The organism is Macrococcus epidermidis (assembly GCF_024205965.1).
Classification (GTDB): Bacteria; Bacillota; Bacilli; order Staphylococcales; family Staphylococcaceae; genus Macrococcoides; species Macrococcoides epidermidis.
This window is the reverse complement of the sequence record NZ_CP073819.1, coordinates 1,121,090-1,145,402: the sequence shown is the minus strand read 5'-3', so window position 1 is coordinate 1,145,402 and position 24,313 is coordinate 1,121,090. Positions and strand designations below refer to the sequence as shown.

Annotated in this window: 19 protein-coding genes; 5 read left to right on the top strand and 14 right to left on the bottom strand. The window is 33.7% G+C overall.

Annotation, left to right across the window (positions count from 1 at the left end; all coding sequences use genetic code 11):
• Positions 1-29 precede the first annotated feature (29 nt).
• From pyrH to ylqF, 14 genes are all read right to left on the bottom strand, one after another.
• Positions 30-752, bottom strand: coding sequence for a UMP kinase (pyrH, locus tag KFV12_RS06025; protein WP_111714649.1), 723 nt, complete (start codon positions 750-752; stop codon positions 30-32).
• 203 nt (positions 753-955) lie between these two features.
• The gene (tsf, locus tag KFV12_RS06020; RefSeq protein ID WP_254257639.1) at positions 956-1,840 is read right to left on the bottom strand and encodes a translation elongation factor Ts; all 885 of its coding nucleotides are present in this window, start codon (positions 1,838-1,840) and stop codon (positions 956-958) included.
• Between the two features lie 130 nt (positions 1,841-1,970).
• Positions 1,971-2,747 carry a 30S ribosomal protein S2 gene (rpsB, locus tag KFV12_RS06015; RefSeq protein ID WP_111714646.1) on the bottom strand — a complete coding sequence of 259 codons (777 nt, stop codon included), beginning with the start codon at positions 2,745-2,747 and terminating at the stop codon, positions 1,971-1,973.
• 195 nt (positions 2,748-2,942) lie between these two features.
• Complete coding sequence (gene codY / locus KFV12_RS06010) at positions 2,943-3,716, bottom strand: GTP-sensing pleiotropic transcriptional regulator CodY (RefSeq protein ID WP_111714645.1); 774 nt, start codon at positions 3,714-3,716, stop codon at positions 2,943-2,945.
• 64 nt (positions 3,717-3,780) lie between these two features.
• Complete coding sequence (hslU, locus tag KFV12_RS06005; protein WP_254257553.1) at positions 3,781-5,163, bottom strand: ATP-dependent protease ATPase subunit HslU; 1,383 nt, start codon at positions 5,161-5,163, stop codon at positions 3,781-3,783.
• 14 nt (positions 5,164-5,177) lie between these two features.
• Positions 5,178-5,723, bottom strand: coding sequence for an ATP-dependent protease subunit HslV (hslV, locus tag KFV12_RS06000; RefSeq protein ID WP_254257638.1), 546 nt, complete (start codon positions 5,721-5,723; stop codon positions 5,178-5,180).
• 9 nt (positions 5,724-5,732) lie between these two features.
• Positions 5,733-6,608: a tyrosine recombinase XerC gene (xerC, locus tag KFV12_RS05995; RefSeq protein ID WP_436970158.1), complete on the bottom strand. Its 876-nt coding sequence runs from the start codon at positions 6,606-6,608 to the stop codon at positions 5,733-5,735.
• A gap of 69 nt (positions 6,609-6,677) precedes the next feature.
• Complete coding sequence (gene trmFO, locus KFV12_RS05990) at positions 6,678-7,979, bottom strand: FADH(2)-oxidizing methylenetetrahydrofolate--tRNA-(uracil(54)-C(5))-methyltransferase TrmFO (protein WP_254257552.1); 1,302 nt, start codon at positions 7,977-7,979, stop codon at positions 6,678-6,680.
• 154 nt (positions 7,980-8,133) lie between these two features.
• Positions 8,134-10,206: a type I DNA topoisomerase gene (gene topA / locus KFV12_RS05985; protein ID WP_254257636.1), complete on the bottom strand. Its 2,073-nt coding sequence runs from the start codon at positions 10,204-10,206 to the stop codon at positions 8,134-8,136.
• Between the two features lie 167 nt (positions 10,207-10,373).
• Positions 10,374-11,246: a DNA-processing protein DprA gene (gene dprA, locus KFV12_RS05980; RefSeq protein ID WP_254257551.1), complete on the bottom strand. Its 873-nt coding sequence runs from the start codon at positions 11,244-11,246 to the stop codon at positions 10,374-10,376.
• 271 nt (positions 11,247-11,517) lie between these two features.
• Positions 11,518-12,426, bottom strand: coding sequence for a succinate--CoA ligase subunit alpha (gene sucD, locus KFV12_RS05975; RefSeq protein WP_111714633.1), 909 nt, complete (start codon positions 12,424-12,426; stop codon positions 11,518-11,520).
• 15 nt (positions 12,427-12,441) lie between these two features.
• Entirely contained in the window at positions 12,442-13,611 is a 1,170-nt protein-coding gene (gene sucC / locus KFV12_RS05970) for an ADP-forming succinate--CoA ligase subunit beta (protein WP_111714631.1), read from the bottom strand.
• Between the two features lie 152 nt (positions 13,612-13,763).
• A complete protein-coding gene (gene rnhB, locus KFV12_RS05965) occupies positions 13,764-14,531 on the bottom strand; it encodes a ribonuclease HII (protein WP_254257550.1) in 768 nt (255 codons plus the stop codon).
• Positions 14,521-15,393, bottom strand: a complete 873-nt coding sequence (ylqF, locus tag KFV12_RS05960; RefSeq protein ID WP_254257549.1) for a ribosome biogenesis GTPase YlqF — start codon at positions 15,391-15,393, stop codon at positions 14,521-14,523. The genes rnhB and ylqF overlap by 11 nt, the downstream gene beginning before the upstream one ends.
• Before the next feature lie 114 nt (positions 15,394-15,507).
• Between ylqF and KFV12_RS05955 the strand changes: the two genes are divergently transcribed.
• From KFV12_RS05955 to KFV12_RS05935, 5 genes are all read left to right on the top strand, one after another.
• A complete protein-coding gene (locus KFV12_RS05955; protein WP_254257548.1) occupies positions 15,508-16,455 on the top strand; it encodes a glycosyltransferase family 2 protein in 948 nt (315 codons plus the stop codon).
• A complete protein-coding gene (locus tag KFV12_RS05950) occupies positions 16,445-16,834 on the top strand; it encodes a GtrA family protein (RefSeq protein ID WP_111714624.1) in 390 nt (129 codons plus the stop codon). The genes KFV12_RS05955 and KFV12_RS05950 overlap by 11 nt, the downstream gene beginning before the upstream one ends.
• Positions 16,831-19,464, top strand: a complete 2,634-nt coding sequence (locus KFV12_RS05945) for a YfhO family protein (RefSeq protein WP_254257547.1) — start codon at positions 16,831-16,833, stop codon at positions 19,462-19,464. Before KFV12_RS05950 ends, KFV12_RS05945 begins: the two co-directional genes overlap by 4 nt.
• A 28-nt stretch (positions 19,465-19,492) precedes the next feature.
• A complete protein-coding gene (locus KFV12_RS05940) occupies positions 19,493-22,099 on the top strand; it encodes a YfhO family protein (protein WP_254257546.1) in 2,607 nt (868 codons plus the stop codon).
• 223 nt (positions 22,100-22,322) lie between these two features.
• Positions 22,323-24,191, top strand: a complete 1,869-nt coding sequence (locus KFV12_RS05935) for a DUF2079 domain-containing protein (RefSeq protein WP_254257545.1) — start codon at positions 22,323-22,325, stop codon at positions 24,189-24,191.
• Positions 24,192-24,313: the final 122 nt, after the last annotated feature.

Below are 24,313 nucleotides of genomic sequence, written 5' to 3'. Positions count from 1 at the left end.
TATATCATTGATAATTTAATTATACCAAATTATTTCGTAATCGTCGTACCAATTTCTTCACCCATAATTGCACGTTTAATATTGCCATCCTCCATAATAGAAAATACAACTAAAGGAATATCGTTATCCATACAGAACGAGCTTGCAGTAGAATCCATTACTTGTAATCCTTCCTGCAACATTTGGATATATGTTAATCTTTCATACTTAACTGCATTCGGATCTACTTTAGGATCTGCAGAATAAACACCATCTACATTATTTTTACCCATAAGAATAACATCAGCTTCCATTTCAGCTGCACGTAAAGCTGCTGTTGTATCTGTTGAGAAGTAAGGATTACCGATACCTGCTGCAAATATTACAACACGGCCTTTTTCTAAATGACGAATCGCACGACGTCTAATATACGGCTCAGCAACTTGTTTCATTTCGATTGATGTTAACACGCGAGTATCACAGTCTAATTGTTCTAATGAATCCTGCAGGGCTAAAGAATTCATTACCGTTGCAAGCATACCCATGTAGTCAGCTGTACCTCTGTCCATACCTAAGTCACTACCTGTTTTACCGCGCCAGATGTTACCTCCGCCAACGATAACTGCAACTTCACAATCCATTTTAGCAACTTCTGCTACTTGCTCAGCAATACTTTTTATAACGAAAGGATTGATACCAAAACCAGTTTCTCCAGCAAGTGCTTCTCCACTTAATTTTAATACGACACGTTTGTATTTAGATAATTCTTTCATTTTATTAACTCCGCCCTCTCAATGATATTAATGCTCAGTTTCATCGTTTATTAACTCAAAAAACTGCATTAATTTAAATTCTATTATACACAAAACTATAAGTATTATACCAATAAATAAATATGAATGAAAAGAAAATCAGAATAAACCTTACATTTATTCAATATGTATAAAAAAAGACACCGAAGTGTCTTTGATTCATATTATTTACCCATTTGTCCCATTACTTCATCAGCAAAGTTATCTTGACGCTTCTCGATACCTTCTCCAACTTCATAACGTACGAATGATTTTAAAGTGCCACCTTTAGATTTTAAGAATTCAGCAACTGTTTGATCTGGATTCTTAACGAATGGTTGGTCAACTGCACAAATTTCTTCTAAATATTTACGTAGACGACCTTCAACCATTTTTTCTACGATATTTTCAGGTTTACCTTCATTTAAAGCTTGTTGTTTTAATACGTTCTTTTCGTGTTCTAATTCTTCAGCAGAAACTTGTTCACGAGATACGAATTTAGGGTTTAAAGCAGCGATATGCATCGCAACGTCTTTAGCACCTTCAGCGTCAGTTGAGTTTTCAACTAAAGCTAATACACCGATACGTCCACCCATGTGTAAGTATTCACCGAATGTATCTGCATCTGTTTTAGATACTAATACGAAACGACGTAAAGTTAATTTTTCACCGATAGTAGAGATTGCTTCGTTCATTTTAGTATCGACAGTTTTACCTGCTTCGATTTCAGAAGTCATTAAAGCATCTAAATCTGCAGGTTTTGTTGCTAAAATGTGATCAGCGATTTCTTTAACTAAAGCTTGGAAGCCTTCATTACGTGCAACGAAGTCAGTCTCAGAGTTTAATTCTAATAATACTGCATCGTTTCCTTTAGAAGCTACATAAGTAGTACCTTCTGCTGCGATACGGTCAGCTTTCTTAGCTGCTTTAGCAATACCTTTTTCACGTAAGTAATCAACAGCTGCGTCGATATCTCCGTTTGTTTCAGTTAATGCTTTTTTGCAGTCCATCATACCTGCGCCTGTTCTTTCACGTAATTGTTTAACTAATTGTGCTGTAATAGCCATTATATAATACCTCCAAAGAATTTGTGTTTTTACAATATAATAATACTAAACTCAAGCGAAAAACGCTAAAGTAAAGTATTAATTCTTAAAAAAAGTGATAAATGTTATACACTTATCACCTTCATTTTAAAACTTATGCTTCTGTAGTTTCTGTTGCTTCTGCAGCAGGCTCTTCAGCAGTTTCAGTTAAATCGATATTTTGTTCAGCAGCTACTTCTTCATTAGAAACGCCTTGACGTCCTTCTAAGATAGCATCTGCCATTTTACCAGTTAATAATTTAACGGCACGGATTGCGTCATCATTTGCTGGGATAACATAATCGATTTCGTCTGGATCACAGTTTGTATCAACGATACCAACGATAGGAATGTGTAATTTTTTAGCTTCAGCTATCGCGTTACGCTCTTTACGAGGGTCAACTACGAATAATGCTGCAGGCATTGATTTCATTTCACGAATTCCGCCTAAGAATTTGATTAAACGATCATATTCTTTTTTAAGTTCAACAACTTCTTTTTTAGGAAGTACGTCGAATGTACCGTCTTCTTCCATTTTTTCAATTTCAGAAATACGTTTAACACGTTTGTTAATTGTTTTATAGTTCGTTAAAGTTCCACCTAACCAACGTTCGTTGATAAAGAATTGACCAGAACGAATTGCTTCGTCTTTGATCGCATCTTGTGCTTGTTTTTTAGTACCTACGAATAATACAGTACCACCTTCTTCAGAAACAGATTTCATAAAGTTGTATGCTTCTTCAACTTTTTTAACTGTTTTTTGTAAGTCGATAATGTAGATACCGTTTCTTTCTGTGAAGATATATTTCTTCATTTTCGGGTTCCAGCGACGTGTTTGGTGACCAAAGTGTACACCAGCTTCTAACAATTGTTTCATTGAGATTACTGCCATTTTATTTTCCTCCTAATTGGTTTTATTCCTCCACTACAGGCAACTTTGGAAACAACTTACGTTGCACCATCCAAAATATTCATCTATAGTGTGTGAATTTGGCTTTTTTCAAGCCATATGTAAATATATCATAAAAAAACACGTTCATCAATACTTTAAATGTAAAATAGTGATGAAACGTGTACCTTTTTTATTTTAATGTGCATTTGCTAATTCTTCTAAGAACTTTTCTTTCTTAATTTTAATAAATGTACCTTTCATTCCTAATGAACGAGATTCAATAACACCCGCAGATTCTAATTTTCTTAATGCGTTAACAATCACTGAACGTGTTATCCCAACACGGTCTGCAACTTTTGATGCAACAAGTAATCCTTCATTAGCACCAAGTTCTTCAAAGATATGTTCAATTGCTTCTTTTTCTGAATATGAAAGTGAACTGATTGCCATATTGATCGCTGCTTTATCGCGGGCAATCTTTTCAATATCCGCATGCTTTTCTCTTAAAATTTCCATACCAACCACTGTTGCAGCATATTCTCCTAATACAAGATCGTTATCATCATAATCTTTGTCTACTCGGCCAAGCACTAAAGTACCTAAACGTGTACCGCCACCCTTAATAGGTATAACGACTGTATTTGACTTTTTAAATAGTTCCTCATTTTCAGGTGGGAAAACTGTTAATTTATTATCTAATGTAATATTGCTTTTAGTAGCATCAACTTCTAGTAATAAATCAACGTATTCTTTTGGGAATTGGCGTTCTTCAAGCATTTTAATGATACGTTCATTTTTTAAAAGTTCATTAACACCAAATCCTAATAATTTACCGCGACGAGACAAGATGAATACATTGGACTGCATCGTCGAACCTAATTGATCGGCCATCTCTTTAAAATCAACTGCTAAACCTTTATGTTCTTGTAATAACTGATTGATTTCACGCGTTCTTTTTAATAATGACATAATGATTCTCCTTTAAAATATATTTTATATTTATTTAATATTTAACTTTTTCATTTAAGGATTCTTATAATATAAATTCACTTAAATCTTTATTTTTAGCAATTGTTCCAAGCTTAGACTCAACATATTGCGCAGTGATTTCAACCGTTGCATGCGGCATATCAGGCGCTTCATACGATAAATCTTCAAGCATTTTTTCTAATATCGTGTGCAAACGACGTGCTCCGATATTATCCGTTTCCTGGTTGACATCATATGCAATTTGAGCAAGCTTCTCTATTGCTTCATCTGTAAAGTTGATTGTTACATGTTCTGTCTGCATTAAACTTTCATATTGTTTTAATAGTGATGTTTTCGGTTCTTTTAATATTTTAATAAAGTCCTCTACAGATAGCTTCTCTAATTCAACACGAATTGGAAAACGTCCTTGTAATTCTGGTATCAAGTCACTAGGTTTAGTTACATGGAAAGCGCCAGCACCGATGAATAAAATATGTTCAGTATTAACAGCACCATATTTCGTCTGTACAACACTGCCTTCTACGATTGGTAAAATGTCACGTTGCACACCTTGACGGGAAACATCTGCGCCATGATTACTACCAGCAATTTTATCAATTTCATCGATAAAGACAATTCCCATCGTTTCTACAAGCTGAATCGCTTCATCTTGTACAGACTCTTCATCAATCAATTTCGTTGCTTCTTCATCGATAAGAATTTCACGCGCACGTGATACAGGTAATGTACGTTCTACTTTTTTCTTAGGCATCATCTGACTGAACATATCCTGCATGTTATCCTGCAAGCCGTTCATTCCAAACATACCCAAACCTTTCATTTCCTGTTCTACTTTAATCTTTACGGTCTCATCTTCTAATTGACCTGCCAAAAGTCTTTCTCTAATATCTTTTCGTTTAAGTTTTACATTTTCATCAGGTACATCTTCAACTTCTTCTTCCTGTTGTATCGTTTGATTAAACAACATTTCAAAAGGATTAGAAGATTGCTTTTCTTTTTTCTTCATTGCTGGTGCTAATAATTTTATGAGACGTTCTGTTGCATTTTTTTCTGCTTCAGTACGCACTTCATTTTTCATTCTATTTTTAATTAATCGTACACCGTTTTCGGTTAAATCACGAATCATGCTTTCTACATCACGACCTACATACCCAACTTCTGTATACTTTGTTGCTTCTACTTTGACAAATGGTGCACCAACTAGGGTCGCCATACGTCGTGCAATTTCTGTTTTACCGACACCAGTAGGTCCAATCATAAGAATATTTTTCGGAATAATTTCTTTTTGCATGGTTTCATCTAAAGCCATACGACGATAACGATTGCGTAAACTGATCGCAACTTTTCTTTTAGCATCAGCTTGTCCTACAATATGTTCATCAAGACTTGCAACAATTGCTTTCGGTGTTAAATTATTTTTATCCAAGTTTAACCCTCCAACTATAATTCTTCAACGATAATATTATGGTTTGTAAACACACAAATATCTGCAGCAATTTCAAGAGACGCCAATGCAATTTCCTTTGCACTTAAATGACTAGCATGCTTTTTCAAAGCGCGTCCTGCGCTAAGTGCGTAATTGCCTCCAGAACCAATTGCGATAATATCGTCATCTGGTTGTATCACTTCACCAGTCCCACTAACAACTAGTAATTCATTTTTATTCATCACGATTAACATTGCTTCCAATTGTCGTAACATTTTATCGCCACGCCATTCTTTAGCAAGTTCCACAGCTGCACGTGATAAATTGCCATTATATTCATGTAATTTCATTTCAAATTTTTCAAACAATGTAAATGCATCTGCCACACTACCTGCAAAACCGGCAACTACTTCATCATTAAATAATCTTCGCACTTTGCGTGCAGTTTGTTTCATGATAACTTGTTGACCGAGTGTGACTTGTCCATCACCACTCATAGCACATTGATTATTATGACGTATTGCAAATATCGTTGTAGCATGTAATTGGTTATTCAAAATATCAGCTCCTTAAGCTCTAGGATGTGCATTTAAATAAGATTTTCTAAGATGTTCTTTTGTGACATGTGTATACTTTCCAGTTGTAGATAAGTTAACGTGACCGAGTAAATCCTGCACCGTTCGTAAATCTGCACCGTTATTTAATAAATGAGTGGCAAATGTATGTCTCAATTTATGTGGATGTATTTCATTCGGTCCAGATGCTCTCTTTACGATTTGGTCTAAGACATAACGAACGCCCCTTTCAGTTAACGGGGCATTTCTGTTATTTATCAATAAATAATCATGATCAATTTTACGGGTTTCTCTCAATACAAGATAATCTTCAATGGCACTTTGTGCAAATGCACCATATGGCACTATTCTTTCTTTGTTCCCCTTACCTCGAACTTTTAGCATCATCATTTGCTGGTCAAGATCCGTAAGTTTAAGATTCGTTAATTCTGCCGCACGTATACCTGTGGCATAAAGTAATTCCAAAATTACTTTATCACGCGTATAAAAAGGTTTCGATGTGTCGATCGCTTCAAATAATTGCGCCATCTCTTCTTCATAAAAAAATTTAGGTAAATATTTTTCTTGTTTTGGATGAACGAGCTGATTAAAAGGATTAACTTTTTCTGAATCCTGATATAAATATTTATAAAATGACCTTAATGATGAGATATGTCTGGAAACAGTCGTTCTTTTAAGTCCTCTGTTATACATGTGGACTAAATAATTTCTCGCATCTCGATACTCAAAAATTGATATCGTTAAACATTCTTTTTGTAAAAAGATTAAAAAATCCTGTAAATCATTTTCATAGGCAGCAATCGTATGCTCTGAAAAGTTGCGTTCTTGTTCTAAATATTTAAGAAATACTTTAACTTCAGTGTTTATCATACTTTCACCCCTATTTATCTGAATTGTAACACAATTCATTTTTATTTTGAAATGATTTCTATCAATAAATTAAAGTGTTACTTTAAAATGTTCTAAAGTAGTTAACGCACGATCAGCAAGTGCTTCATAACGCTCTTTTTTATCTTTTATACGTGTATCTAAATTTGGCAGAAGTCCAAAGTTGGCATTCATCGGCTGAAAGTTTTTACTGTTCGTATGCGTAATGTAATATGCCATTGAACCGATTACTGTTTTTTCAGGAAATAAAACAGGAGCTGCACCACTAATATGCTTAGCCATATTTATACCTGCAACTAATCCACTCGCTGCTGATTCCACGTATCCTTCAACACCAGTCATCTGGCCAGCTAAAAATAAATCATCGTTTCCTTTGAATTGATATGTCTGTTGTAAATTAGTCGGTGAATTAATAAATGTGTTACGATGCATAACGCCATATCTGACTACTTCCACATTTTCTAAACCTGGAATTAACTTTAATATTTCTTTTTGTGCCCCCCATTTAAGATGTGTCTGGAAACCTACAATATTATACAAAGTTCCAGCAGCATCATCCTGACGTAATTGAACAACTGCATATGGTCGTTTTCCCGTTTTAGGATCTTCTAACCCAACAGGTTTCATTGGTCCAAATAATAAAGTTTTTCGACCGCGTTTAGCCATTTCTTCAAATGGCATACAACCTTCGAAATAAATTTCTTTTTCAAATTCTTTTAATGGAACAACTTCTGCTTCAAGTAATGCATCATAGAATCTTTTAAATTCTTCTTCTGTCATCGGACAATTTAAATAAGCAGCTTCACCTTTGTCGTAACGTGACTTTAAATAAACTTTTTCCATATTAATTGAATCCTTTTCAATGATAGGAGCAGCCGCATCATAAAAATAAAGATGTTCTTGTCCAGTTAAGCGTTGGATATCTTTACTCAAGTTTTCAGTCGTTAAAGGACCGGTTGCAATGATGGTTGGACCGGCAGGAACACTCGTTATTTCTTCATTGATTACTTCAATATTCGGATGATTTTTTAAAGTGTCAGTAATATATCCACTGAATTCATGTCGATCAACAGCTAATGCACCTCCTGCTGGAACTGAAGCATTATCGGCAGCTTTAATTACTAATGAATCCAGGCGTCTCATTTCTTCCTTTAATACACCTACTGCATTTGTAAGTGCGTTGCCTCGTAGTGAATTAGAACATACTAACTCTGCAAATTTATCTGTATGATGTGCCGGGGTCTGTTTGACTAGGCGCATTTCATATAATTTAACTTTCACGTCTCGTTTTGCTAATTGATATGCAGCCTCAGAACCTGCTAAACCTGCACCAATGATATTTACTGTCTTCATTTTATTCCTCCTCTAAGTCCTACCCGATTGTAATATATTTTCACATTTTTAAAAAGAGATTTATCTGAATTTATTATAAATTTGTCTAATTCTTAATAGAAAATTTACAAAGACAAAAAAATGTGCACATCTGTATATTTGATGTGCACATTTTTTATTGTGCTTTCTCGTCGTAATCACAATTTGTACATACGACTTGCGTTTGCTTGCCTTTTTTACGTTCTACAAGTTGAGTATCACATTTCGGACATTTACGTGCGATCGGTTTATCCCATGATAAGTAATCACATTCCGGAAAGTTACTGCAACCATAAAAGATTCTATTCTTCTTCGATTTACGTTCTACGACTTCACCATCGTTACATTTAGGACATGGTACACCGATTGTCTTGACAATTGCTTTCGTGTTACGACAATCAGGAAAATTTGAACATGCCATAAATTTTCCGTATCTACCCATTTTATAAACCATAGGTGAACCACATTTTTCGCAATCTTCACCTGCTGGCTCATCCTTGATTTCAATTTTTTCCATTTCTTGTTCTGCACGATCAACATGTGTCTTAAAGTCACCATAGAAAGTTGAAATAACTTTTTTCCACTCTATCTCTCCGTTCGCAACTCTATCAAGAAGCGTTTCCATATTTACTGTAAAATCAACATCAATAATCTCCGGAAAGTATTCTTTTACAGATTCATGAACGATTTGTCCGAGTTCTGTCGGATAGAATTTTTTCTGATCAACTTTAACATAATTACGTTTTTGAATCGTATCAATCGTCGGTGCATATGTAGATGGTCGACCGATTCCTTTTTCTTCTAAAGTTTTAACAAGACGCGCTTCAGTATACCGTGGCGGTGGCTGAGTAAAATGTTGATTTTCTTCAATATTTACTGCTTTTACTTTATCGCCGATATTCAGTTCAGGTAATCTGTTTTCGTCTTCCTCTTTATCTTCATCATTACCTTCAACGTATACACTCATAAACCCTTTAAATTTAATCGTCTGACCATTCGCACGGAATTTAATATTATCCTGAACAAGGTCGACGCTTACAGTATCAATAACAGCTGGCGCCATTTGGCTTGCCATAAATCGTTCCCAAATTAATTTATATAGTCGAAGCTGGTCTCGTGATAAATAAGCTTTCATTTCAGTCGGTGTTCGAAGTGCTGAAGTTGGACGTACTGCTTCGTGAGCATCTTGTGCACCACCTTTAGCGCTCGCTTTTCGTTTAGATAAATATTCTTTACCAAACTTTTCTTCAATGTAGCCAGCAGCTTCAGTCTTTGCTGTATCAGAGATACGTGTTGAATCCGTACGCATATACGTTATTAAACCTACAGTACCTTGCTTCTTAAGGTCTATCCCTTCGTATAATTGTTGCGCCAACATCATCGTTTTACGCGCTTTAAAGTTGAGTTTACGTGCAGCTTCCTGTTGCAAAGAACTCGTTGTAAAAGGCAAAGCAGGATTTCTCAGTTTTTCTTTCTTAGTAACATCCATTACCTCAAACATATCCGTCTTTAACTGACTAACAATCGCTTTAACATCTTTATCGTTCGTTAGCTTTTTCGGTTTGTTTGATTCATGCAAAAACTTTGCTTTAAATTCTTTATTTTTAAATGAAAATAATCCATCAATTGTCCAGTATTCCTCGGGTTTAAAAGCATTAATCTCTTCTTCTCGATCGATGATGAGTTTCAATGCAACAGATTGAACGCGACCAGCAGATAGACCTTTCTTAACTTTTTTCCATAATACAGGCGAGATATTATAACCAACGAGACGGTCTAATACACGTCGCGCCTGTTGGGCATCAACTAATTCATGCTTAATCTCACGTGGATTTTTAAAGCTTTCTTTAACAGCATCTTTAGTTATCTCATTAAATACAACGCGAGATTTTGCTGATTGATCTATATCTAAAATATGTGCTAAATGCCAGGCAATCGCTTCCCCTTCGCGGTCCGGGTCACTTGCGAGATAAACGTTCTTCGCTTTTTTCGCATGTTTTTTTAAATCCTGTACAACAGGACCCTTACCGCGTATCGTGATATATCTTGGTTCAAAATTGTTTTCAGTATCCACACCCATTTGACTTCTAGGTAAATCCCTAACATGTCCCATCGATGCAACAACTTTAAATTTTTTTCCTAAATATTTCTCAATGGTTTTTGCTTTTGCAGGCGATTCTACAATGACGAGATTCTCTGCCATTTTGATATCCCCCTTTTGTTTTAAAACTGTTTTGCTTTTCAATGATAAATAATATACGTTTCATTTCTATCTTGTCAAATTTTATTTCTAAATTCATACTAAAATAAAAATATAAACAATAAAATAGATGATAAAATTTCTAAAAAATTATAATTATAATAGAAGAAACTCATCTATATAAAATCTTCTAAAATATCTTCTACTTGAACAATTATTTTAGCACCTTCAGCAATCTTTTGATTACAACCTTGAGAAAGTTTTGAAGTTATCTTGCCAGGCAAGCAGTAAACTTCTCGATTTTGATCTATTGCCTGGTCACACGTTATTAAACTACCGCTTCTCAATTGTGCTTCAGTAATTAAAACACCTTGAGATAATCCACTAATAATTCTATTTCGTTCAGGAAATTGAAATTTAGCAATCTGTGTTGTCGGATAATATTCGCTTATAACAAGATGATGACATTCCATATTGCGTCGTAATAACGTCACCTCTTCAGGATAATAAAAATCATGACCAAAACCAAGAACTCCAATGGTTTTGCCGCCATGATAATTTGCAGCTAAATGTGCATCACTATCTGCACCTTTAGCTAAACCACTTACAATTGTAATATTATGTTTCACTAATTGCGGCATAAAATGATCTATCACTTCTGACGAATAATCTGTTCTATTACGACTACCGACAATCGCTAAAAAATACTTACGCGATAAAATAGAAATGTCCCCTTTACAGAAAATCAAAAAGGGAAAATCATGAACTTGTTTTAATAAATATGGATATTGATCAGAATTGTAAAATACAGGTGTAATAAAACGGGATGATAAAGCGTGGTGTATTTCCTCAATACTAAGTGAATTGAATCGTAGAATTTTTATATATAATTTATTATCCCGATTAAATAAATTATTTAATATCGGAAAGACACGTTTATAATGTAAATCAAATGTATTAAAGTTCTGTTTTATTTTATGAAGTTGTTGCGTCGTAAATCCAGATGCGATGAGCCTTAATATGAGTTGCTCTTCATGTGAATAATTCATTTTTATCACCTCAAACATTACAATAATTGTTTGATATTAACTCATTGTTAAATTAATTCATAATATTATTGAGATTTAATAAAAATTTTAGGATTAAAATATTTTCCTACTCTTTTATTTCATAATATATGTAAAAAATTATCACTTATTTTCTAATATTGTAATATCCCTAATTGATTTATTTAGTACATATTATTGAAACATTTTCTCCTGAATTTCTCTAAATAAAAAAGCCAAGACCCTTAATTGAGTCTCAGCTTACTAACATTTATTATTTAACTGTTAAACATTTTTCGTATAACCCATCTTCTTCTTTAATGCGTTCTACTAATGTTGAACCGATATCAGATGGTGTTGCTGCTGTTTTAATACCACAAGCATTCATTGCTTTAATCTTCTCTGCAGCCGTACCTTTACCACCAGAGATGATTGCACCAGCATGTCCCATACGTTTTCCTGGAGGAGCTGTTTGCCCACCGATAAATCCTACAACTGGTTTTGTCATATTGGCTTTAACCCATTCAGCAGCTTCTTCTTCTGCTGTTCCACCGATTTCACCAATCATAACAACAGCTAATGTTTCAGGGTCATTATTAAATGCTTCTAACGCATCGATGAAGTTTGTACCGTTTACTGGGTCTCCACCAATACCTACTGCTGTTGTTTGACCAATACCTAATTGTGTTAATTGATGCACTGCTTCATATGTTAATGTTCCAGAACGACTTACAACACCAACATGTCCTTTTTTATGGATGTAACCTGGCATGATACCAATTTTACATTCGTCAGCTGTAATAACACCTGGACAGTTAGGTCCAACTAAACGTGTTTTCTTGCCTTGCATATAACGTTTAACTTTAACCATATCTAATACTGGAATGTGTTCAGTGATACAAATTGCTAAATCTAACTCTGCATCTACACATTCTACGATTGCATCAGCAGCAAATGGTGCTGGTACATAAATTACTGAAACTGTTGCGCCAGTTGCTTTAACTGCCTCTTCTACTGTATTGAATACTGGTACGCCTTCAACTTCCATACCGCCTTTACCAGGTGTAACACCTGCAACGATTTTTGTACCATATTCGATCATTTGTTTTGTATGAAATAATGCTGTTGATCCTGTTATACCTTGTACGATTACTTTCGTATCTTTATCAATAAATACTCCCACGTTTATCCCCGCTTCCTATTTAGCTTCTTTTACTAATTCAACGATTTTTTGTGCACCTTCAGCCATTGTGCTAGCTGAAGTAATTGCTAATCCAGAATTGTTTAGAATTTCTTTACCTTGTTCAACGTTAGTACCTTCTAAACGTACAACTAATGGAATCGTTAACTCTAATTCTTTCGCTGCAGCTACAACACCTTCAGCGATAATGTCACATTTCATGATACCACCAAAGATATTTACAAAAATACCTTCAACTTTTTCATCACCTAAAATGATTTTGAAAGCTTCAGTAACTTTTTCTTTCGTAGCGCCGCCCCCTACATCCAAGAAGTTCGCAGGATTTCCGCCGAAGTGGTTAATTGTGTCCATTGTAGCCATCGCAAGACCCGCACCGTTAACCATACAGCCAATATTTCCATCTAAAGCAATGTATGATAAATCATATTTAGATGCTTCGATTTCTTTTGGATCTTCTTCGTCTAAGTCACGTAATTCAACCACGTCTTTTTGACGGAATAAAGCATTAGCGTCGAAGTTAATTTTAGCATCTAAAGCTAGCACGTCGCCAGAACCTGTTGTAACTAATGGGTTAATTTCAATGATAGATGCATCTTTTTGGATGAATACATCATATAATCCCATCATAATTTTAACTGCTTTATTTACTGATTCTTTAGGAATATTAATGTTGAATGCTAAACGACGTGCTTGATAAGGCATTAATCCTACTACAGGATCGATGACTTCTTTGAAGATTTTTTCAGGAGTAGCTTCTGCTACTTCTTCAATTTCAGTTCCACCTTCTTCAGATCCCATTAATACAACTGAATCTGTTGCACGGTCTAATACAAAACCTAGGTAGTATTCTTTTTGAATGTCGCAACCCTCTTCAATTAAAAGGCGTTTAATTTCTTTACCTTCAGGGCCAGTTTGATGCGTAACTAAAACTTTGCCTAATAATTCTTTAGCATAGCTTTCTACTTCATCTAATGATTTAGCAATTTTAACGCCGCCCGCTTTTCCACGGCCACCAGCGTGAATTTGAGCTTTAACAACATACACGCCTTCTGTTAAACCTTTTGCTACTTCAACTGCTTCTTCAGGTGTATATGCAACTGAACCGTTCGGTACTGCTACACCCATCGAGCGAAAAATTTCTTTCCCTTGATACTCATGGATATTCATCTTCCATCCTCCTAGATTGCACAATTATTTATGTTACGTTTCAATTATAGAAAATGTAAGCGCTATTGTAAACTGAATAAACCTAAAAAGAAACGTGTTTTCACTCAAATTTTTCAAAAATGAGTAAAAACACGTTTTAAGTAACGTTTAAATCAAAAATTGCGTGTTACGATCGATTTAATTGGTTCAAATGTTTTTCGGTGAATAGGTGTTATGCCATAAGTCACTAAACCTTCCAGATGTTTCTTCGTACCATAGCCTGCGTTATTTTCAAAATCATAACCTGGATAGGTTTCAGCTAATTCTACCATTAAACGATCACGGTATTCTTTTGCAATAACACTCGCTGCTGCAATTGAAATACTTATGCTATCACCTTTTATGATGGACTCTTCAATTAATCCAGTCTGTAACTTCATCGCATCAATTAACAGCACATCAGGTGTTACAGGTAATCCTTCTATCGCACGCAACATCGCTATTTTTGTCGCCTCATAAATATTAATAGCGTCAATTTCTTCTACCGTCGCAATACCGATTGCATAAGTCACATTTTCCAGTAATTCTGCTTCCACTTTAGCACGATTTAATTTTGACATTTGTTTAGAATCATTTAGTCCGTAAAATGCATGATGCTCATTGAGTATAACAGCACATGCTACAACAGGTCCTGCTAACGGTCCACGCCCTACTTCATCAATACCGGCTATAACTTTCCCTGGATATTTATTTTCATATAAAAGCATCTCATTATATTGTTTAATTAATTGCTTCCCTTTTTCATAAATTTTGTGTTGCTGTGTTTTAATTTTTATAGCACCAGCTCTTGTCTCATTTTCAAAGAAAGCATCAAGTTCACTTTCAGGAATTGTTTGTATCATTGATTTTAACTGGGCGATATTATAGTCATTACTCTTCATCTTTATCCTCTAATATATCAAGTGAATCAAACGTATATTTACCGATTTTCTCATTACGTATATCACGAATAATCAATTCAACAACACTTTCATAATCAATTTCATTACCACGTAATTTCATTCCACGAGACTTTCCGATAGCATCGAATACTTCAACATAGGGTGTACCCGCTTCAACCTTGATATTATAATGTTTATTCAGTGTTTGGAGATCATGTTGTTGTAAAAACTCAATCCCATATATCGCGACCTCATCTAAATGAACGATACTATCTTTAATAGCACCGGTTAAACTTAATTTTTTACCGACAAACTGATCTTCAAACTTCGGCCAGAGTATACCTGGCGTATCAAGTAATTCTAAACTAGTTCCTACCTTTATCCATTGCTGCTTTTTAGTAACACCCGGCATATTGCCGGTCTTAGCGATTGTTTTCTTTGCTAAACGGTTAATCAGCGTTGACTTACCAACATTTGGGATACCTACTATCATCGCACGTATTGCACGTGGTCTTAAACCTTTCGCTCTCATACGATCAAATTTTTCTTTCGTTACAATTTCTGCAGCTTTCGTCACTTGCGATAAATTTTTACCGTTCTTACTATCTATTAGCACAGGATAGAAACCCTTATCTTCAAAATAATGCATCCATTGACGCGTCTTATTAAGATCTGCCATATCCATCTTATTCAGTAATACTACACGTGGCTTATCTTTTATTACTTCATCAATCATCGGGTTACGAGATGAATACGGAATACGTGCATCTACAAGCTCAAATACTACATCTACCAGCTTTAATTGTTCGGTTACTTCTCTTCTTGCCTTGGCCATATGACCAGGAAACCATTGAATCGTCATCTATATTATATCTCCCTACTATATATTTAATGATTTAACACGTGAACTTTATTATAATGTCATTATAATATTATATACTATTTTGAAGATATATTTTAAAAAAGAGGCGTACATATGTTAATATCTTTGATTATTCCTATTTACAATGAAGAAAAAAATATTTATAAGCTAGCTGAAACGATTCAGCAAACGATGGATAAACATCATTATCACTATGAAGTAATGCTTGTTAACGACGGTTCAGAAGACCGTTCTTTACAGTTATTAAAAGAAATCGCAGCACAGCATCACAATTTTAAATATATATCTTTTTCAAGAAATTTCGGTAAGGAAGCAGCAATGTTTGCGGGTCTTAAAAATTGTTCAGGTGACTGTGCAATCATTTTAGATGCCGATCTTCAGCATCCTCCAGAATTTATTCCCGAAATGATTGCGGCATATCAAGAAGGATATGATCAGGTCGTTATGCGTAGAGACCGATCCGGAGAGCATTTTTTAAGAAAAATCCCTACTCAAATTTTTTATAAATTAATCAACAGTGCAGTTGACGTTAAATTAACAGATGGTGAAGGAGATTTTCGATTAATATCACGTGATGTGATTGACAGTATCATTTTTCTAGAAGAATATAATCGATTTTCTAAAGGTATTTTTGAATGGGTTGGTTATAACAAAAAAACGATACCATTTAAGAATATTCAGCGTGAATCAGGCCAATCATCATTTTCCAGTCTTAAACTTATCGATTATGCAATTGATGGCATTATCAGTTATAACAATAAGCCACTTAGAATCTGTTTTTATTTAGGAAGTATTACGATGGTGCTATGTTTATTATATATTTTAATGACTTTGATCCAGATAATGACACACGGCATTGATGAACCAGGCTATTTCACGATTATTTCATCTGTATTGTTTTTAGGTGCTTTGCAGCTTTTTAGTTTAGGTATCATTGGAGAGTATATCGGCAGAATTTATTTTGAAACGAAGAAAAGACCACATTATATCATTAAGGATACGAATATTAAACGCAGTGCTGGTGAATCAGATGAAAATTAATCCATCATATCACCGATTTATCAAGTTCATTATTGTAGGTATCATCAATACTTTAAACTATTATGTGATATATCTTTTCTTTTTAAAAATAGTGCATGCCAACTATTTATTTAGTCACTTAACAGGATTTATCTGTTCGTTTATTATTTCGTTTTTCCTTAACTGCTACTTTGTCTATAAAGTTAAACCTACATGGCAAAAATTTATAGCATTTCCTTTAACACAGGCTGTCAATATGGGGATTCAGACAGCATTACTGTACATATTCGTTGACATTCTTTCTATCAATAAAGTCTGGGCACCTTTTCCTGCATTGATCTTTACAATTCCAATAACATATATCATTACAACTTATATTTTAACGAAGGAGCAAAAATGAATAACAAAAAATACTCACCACTATTGTTAACTGTAATTGCTTTATTATTAGCTATATTCGGTCATAGTTTTTACATCTACCGATTCTTTAAAGACGGGACTATTTTTACAGGCCCAAATGATGGACTGGAACAAATGTTACCGATGCAACTTTATCTTTATGACAAATTCATCTCCGGCGAATTCTTTTATAATTTAGACTTTGGTCTCGGCGGAGATTATTATACAGATTTAGCTTATTACTATTCTACATCAATTATTTTCTTTATTAATATGCTCGCTGTACGTTTTTTTGATTTATTTTTTAATTTTCAAATAGACACTGTTACTTTCTGGGCTAAAAATGCATTCTTTATTTCGATAGCTAAATCAACAGCTGGCATCTTAGCAAGTTACTATTATTTCAGAAAAATAAAAATGACACCACTGCCTGCATTATTGTCCGGTTTTCTATTCTTAACATCAGCAATATACTTTAGGTTTACATTATACTGGTCATTCTTTAGTGATGTTTTTATTTTCTTACCATTGTTATTACTTGGTATCGAGCGTTACATACAAGATGAGAAAAAAGGTATTTTTATCATCGCTACCGCATGTATTTTTATCAACAACTTCTATTTTGCATATTATCAGGTATTATTCGGATTAATCTATTTTATTCTAAGAAATATCTTCAAAAGTGAGTATGATACAGTTAAACGCGGCAAACAGTGGATTAATTTTGTGATCATGGCTGTGCTTGGATTAATGGTCAGCGCTTTTGCATTTTTTTACGGGGCAAAGAGTTTTCTGCAGAATGAACGTGCGCCATACAACGTAAAAATTCCATTATTCGATCCTTTCGATCAAAATGCAAATATATTTTATGATAATTATCTTGTCATTGTCCTATTTATTACTTTACAGGCATTGCTTACGTTTAAATTCTATAAAAATTATTTCTATCGCTTTTTTGCTATTTTGTCTATTGCTTTGATGTTACTTAGCTTCACACCTTTTATCGACTCGGTATTTAATGGTTTTAGTGCACCTCAAAAACGCTGGCATTATTTAATAACTTTCTTTACGAGTGGCTTAATTGGTTTCTATATAATGAAATTTAAAGAGATTTCAATCCAGAATTACTTATATTCTTTAATTCCGGGATTCGTTATTGTATTTATGAGTCATCATTATATAGATAAAGCTGTAACCTGGGTATGGCTGTTACCTGTTATCGCAATGATTGGATTAATTGTATTGATTGTAAAAGACGATGCAATCAAACAGACTTTTTACTATTTACTGATTGCAATGTTGATTATACTGAACTGGGATATCGTTCGCGTACATAATAAACTCGATAACTATAATCCAGGTATAGATGAGCGTGCAAAGATGAGTTATATCGAGTCTAGTGTTTATGACTCTCCACTGCAAAGACAAATTGTAGATGAACTAAAGAAAAAATTAAAGCCTGGGGAACGTATCGACTGGCGTGTATTAGAACAAGATAATACACCGATGTATCAAAACTTTAACGGGGTTTCATTATATTCAAGTATCTTTGATGGCTCACTTATCGATTTTTACTACAAACAATTAAAAATTAATATTAAAGAAGAGTCATTATCTCGATACTCTACATTTAATTCAAGAAGTAACTTAGAGTCTCTTATGAATATTCGATATTTAGTAAGAAAATCATATCAGACAGATATCCCTGAAAACTTTAAGTTAATTGCTGATAATGGAAAATATAAAATATATGAAAATACTAAAATGATTCCATTCGCTCGAATTACATCAAACGTAGTAAACAGCAAAGATTTAACAACTCCGATAGACAGAGAACATGCAATGATAGATGGTATCGTATCAAATCGTTTAGCAACGAATTATAAGATCAATCCAGCTAAAAATTTATTATCTGAAATGAAAGTCACACCTTCAGGTGCTGCTTGGATTGCTGATAATAAGACATTAAAAGTGAATCCGCCGAGCGGTGGATTAGTAATTGACATCCCAAAAACTTTATTAAAACAGTATAAAGATTTTTATGTAGATATGCATGTACAGTTACAATCACCTGTCACAAATCATCAGATCAATATCAATGGATATGCAAATAATCGACTGTTTCAAACGAGTAAATATCGTACGCATTATGACGATCTAATGTATAGCGTTAAATCACCGAAAAATGGAAAGATATTGATTGGTCTAACTGGCGGGACATATCAATTAACAATTAATGGTATTTACGGAGAAGACTATAAAACTTTATCTAAAGTGAATCAGTCAAACAATTATACGTTTACTGATAAAGGTAATAAAATGACTGTTCAGCTTAAATCATCAAAAGATGGCTACTTAGCAGTACCTATCACATATCGTGATGGCATGCGCGCATATGTTGATGGTAAAAAAGTCAATGTCGAAAGAGCAAACTATATTATGAGCGCTGTGAAAGTCGATGAAAATACAAAAACAGTAGAATTTCGTTATACGCCACCATATTTTTATTTGATGGTCGCAATATCACTTTTAGGTATTATTCTTTCTGTGTTGTACACGAGAAATTCGAGTAGTGAAAGGAAGAAGATAAAATATGTTTTCTCAAAAAATAAAAAACAGGAACTGGTCTAACATAAAAATCTTAGGAGTGGCAAGTATATTGTCACTCCTTGCTCATAGTTTCGTCCTTTTCCGTTTATTTAAGGATGGCACCTTATTTACGGGTAAAGGTGATGGTATCGCACAAATGATTCCATTTCAAATGTATTTGTATGACAAATTCACACATTTACATTTCTTTTATGATATTGATTTTGGTATAGGCGGTGACTTTTTTAGAAGTCTTGCTTATTACTATTCAACTGCCCCACTTGCATATTTAAATTTCGCAATCGTGTGGCTTAGTAATATCGTCTTGCCAATAGATACGACTGACCCAGTATTTTGGGCAAAGAATCAATTCGTCATTTCTATCATAAAGCTTACGTTTATTATCTTCACGACGTATAAACTTTTACGCTATTTCAATTTAAATCAACTTTCAAGCTGGGCTGGTGCATTTATATATGGCTGGTCTACAGCATATTTCTTCTTTACATTTACGTGGAGTTTTTTTAGTGATGTGATGCTATGGTTGCCGTTAACTATCTTAGGCATTGAACGTTTCTTTCATGAAAGAAAAATCGGGTTATTTATTGTAGCGATTGCACTCACATTACATTCGAATTTTTACTTTAGCTATTATGAATTTATTTTTGTATTATTCTATTTTCTATATCGCATTATTTATCCAAAAGAGACTGACGTCGTTGAGCGTATACAAAAACTATTATTATTAGCTATAGCCTCAATACTCGGTCTTGGCATAGCGGCTGTAGGTATATTTACAGGAATATCAAGTTATTTGATGAATGATAGAACATTACCACCGATTCAGGTCAAGCCATTTATTGATATGGTAGGTTTCTATAATCTATTCTATGATGGCTATTACGTTGTTATTTGCTTTATCACCGTTCTGGCATTAATGTCATTTAAAATGTATCAATATTATTTGTATCGTCTGTTCGCGACTATTACGTTAATCTTTATGATTTGTTCATTAAGTCCATTATTCGACAGCTTTTTTAATGGCTTTTCAATCGACCAGCGCCGTTGGATTTATCTACTCGCATTTACGTCAGCTGTATTAATTGCGCATTATTTAAATCATTTAAAACACATTGATTTAAAGACTTTTCTAATTTCACTTATCCCGGTGTGTATCATCTATCCGGTATCAATGTATGGTCATGAAAAAGCATTGATGTGGTTATTATTTATTCCAATCATCTGTCTTATGATAGGTTTCTATATATACAATAAAAATAGGATGACATATCAATTATTACATGCAACCATCATTATTATGAATTTAATCTTTGTCTATGATTATGTGACGCAGCAGATGGATACGTTACATCCAGCAAAAGAACATAATATTGATTTCTTAAACTCTGAAAGCTTTAATTCAAAAACACAGCAACAAATGATTAATGACATTAAGAAAGACCAGTTGCCTGGCGAACGCATTGAATGGCAAACCTCGAGCACACATAATACACCAATGTATCAAAAATTCAATGGCATTAAATTATATTCATCAATCTTTGATCAGGACATTTTAAAGTTTTATGATAAAGAACTCAATATCACGATGCCAACAGATAGTAACTCTATCTATTATGGACTTGGAGAACGTGCAAATCTTTATAGTTTATTTAATGTCGATACTACAATTAGAAATACAGAAAGCAGTACGTTACCCTATGGTTTCTCAAAAGATAAAACATACGCTGAGCCAAATGGTACAAAGCAATATATTGTCTATAACAATGAAAATCAACTTCCATTTGTTCGCGTTACAAACAAAGTGTATAATGCACAGACATTAAACACGCCTATCGACCGTGAACATGCGATGTTAAATGGTGTAGTGCTTGATAGTAAAGGCAAAGCAACTATGCTACCTGCCAAAAACTTATTAGACCAAGCTCAAGTGACCTATAAAGATGCAACATTTGATGGTAATAAATTGATTGTCACTCAGGAAAATGGTGGTCCGAGAATACAATTACCTCAAGAAATCGTCGATCAATATAAAGATCTCTATGTCACTTTAAGCATAGAATCAAAAACATTTAAAGACTTTCATTATGTCTGGATCAACGAGATTTATCAATCACGTAAACCTCTTGATGATGACTATCGCCGATTTAATCCAACAATAACATTGAAAGTTAAGTCAAGTGCTTTATTAGAATTAAAACTTAAACCTGGTGAATATCATTACAAACTAAATGGCATCTATGGTGAGGATTATAAAACATTAGCACAAGCAACAAAACAAAAAAATAATCATCAGTTCACACAAGATAAAGATAAGATGATTATTAAACTTGGCAAGCATAACGGTGGTTACGCGGTCATTCCAGTACCTTATTTAAAAGGAATGAATGCAGAAGTAGATGGAAAGACGAGTGAAGTTCAAGAAGGTAACTATTTAATGACAGCTGTCCCGATTGAAAAAGAAACAAAGCAAATCATTATACGCTATACGCCTCCTCATTTTCACTTGATGCAATTTATCTCATTAATATCTATTATTTTAGCTATTCTGTTTGCTAAAGCAGTCTATCACCGTAAATTCTTACATCATAAACGAAATAATATTACTTATAAGGAAGAAGATAAACAGTTTGATCATCATTTAACAACTGAGATGTAAGGAGATGAAATAAGTGAATAACGAAGCAAATCAACACTCAAAAAATTTTTCAAAGAGCATTATTTCAAATTGGTTCTACTACTTTTTAAGTGCATATACTATGTATGCACTTTTCACTCTTTTTACTATTGATTCCAACAATTTATATTTTCATCTGGCACGTCCATATGAGTTCTCAATGGTTTGTCTTTCAGTTTTAGCCCTTGCATTTGGATGTTATTTTATGAATCGTTTCATACCTATCTCTCCATTTGAATTAGCAAGTATATGTTTAGGTGTTTATATGATAAGTGTTTGTTTAAAAGCACCGAGTCCTTTAATCATTGTCGGTTTTCTAGTGATCAGTATCATGATATTTACAAAACTATTATTTGAAAAAAGCATGTTTGCGATATTTATCGGCATTTCATTTATTGTTATTATGATTAAAGGCATATTTTTACATGATGTAAATGGTGAAGCTTTACAAAAGTTCAACTATAGTATCACAGAAAAAGAACTTGCTTTAAAAAAAGGTCTGTTAATCGGACTGTATCTGTCAATTTTTACGGCTGGTATACTTTTAATTTTGCAACGCACTCAATTTTTAAATAAACTAATTAATAAAATAAAAATAGAAGCTGCTTTAAAGATATTTGTCATCGTTATGTTTATACTCATTACAAGTTACACATCGATAATTATGATTGGTAAAGAGCTCGTTATGGGTTTTGCAACATATGACAAAGGTTTGTTTACACAAATGTTTGAAAGTATGCGTCAAGGAAGAGGCCCGATGACTTCGCTCGAAAGAGATCAGTGGATGTCACATTTTCATGTGCATATCTCACCAATATTTTATTTAATGCTTCCTTTCTATATACTTTGGCCGAAACCTGAAACGCTGGAATTATTACAGGTGCTTGTTACAATGAGCGGCATTATTCCACTTTACTTTATACTGAAACATTTCCAGTTCAACAAAGTGATACAATCATTATTTTTATTACTATTTATTGTTACACCAACACTTTCAAGTTCTCATTTATACGGCTTACATGAGAACTGTTTTCTTACACCACTCTTGTTATGGCTTATACTGGCAAATTTAAAAGGCTGGACGTATCGTCTGATTCTTATTTTAGGATTCACATTACTGATTAAAGAAGATATTATGATCTATATTATTGCGATTGGATTGTATTTTACTTTTCAAAAACAATTCGATATGTCGTCAAAACGTACGTTATTTACAGTGTTAACTCAAATCATTGTGCCAATAGGATACTTTGCTATATGTATGTACTATTTAAATACATTTGGTGACGGTTCAATGACAACGCGGTTCACAAACTTTATGTTGCCAGGTCAAACGGATCTAAAGGATGTAATTATCAACATATTCACGAATCCAACCTATTTCTTTAGTGCGCTATTTACGTTTAATAAAATCAAATACATCGTTACTTTGCTTTCAATGTATGTATTATTACCACTAATACAGAAACATTGGATCAGTTATATTCTCCTGCTTCCAATGCTGGTCATTAATCTATTAAGTGATTTCCCGTATCAGGCTGACTTCGGCTTTCAGTACCATTATGGAAGTACAGCATTGTTATTGTTTATGACAATACTTGCAGTTAATACATTAGCCAAAAATAGAGCTTCAATCAACGAACAGCATGAAAAACAACAATTTGTCTTAATGACAAACGGTCATCGCAAAATCATATTATTATTAACATGTGCATGCATTATGTCAGCGTCGATATTCTTTACATTAATGCATCCATCAACTTACGGTATTAAAGCATATGCAGAACAAAGTGCATATTATAAAGAAAAAAAGCAAACGATACAATCATTGCCTCAAAATAAAAAAATATTGGCCAATGGCTTTTATACGACGCAACTTGCTCAAAACAAATATTTATATGATCTTGATTATCATAATGATAAGAAAATAGATACAAATATTGAATATGTCGTTGTACCTAGAGCATTATCAACTGATGGCTCTGCGCAGTCACAGTTAATCGCACAATATATAAAGCATGGTTATAAAGAATACCATTTATCAACACCAGAGATTCTAATATTAAAAAGATAACAAAAAATGTGTGAGTCAAATATGAAATACACCCCTAAAGTTGAACATTAGCAATCAACTTTAGGGGTGTTTATTTTTGAATAATAAAAGCCACTTCATTTCTGAAGTGACTCAAATTATTG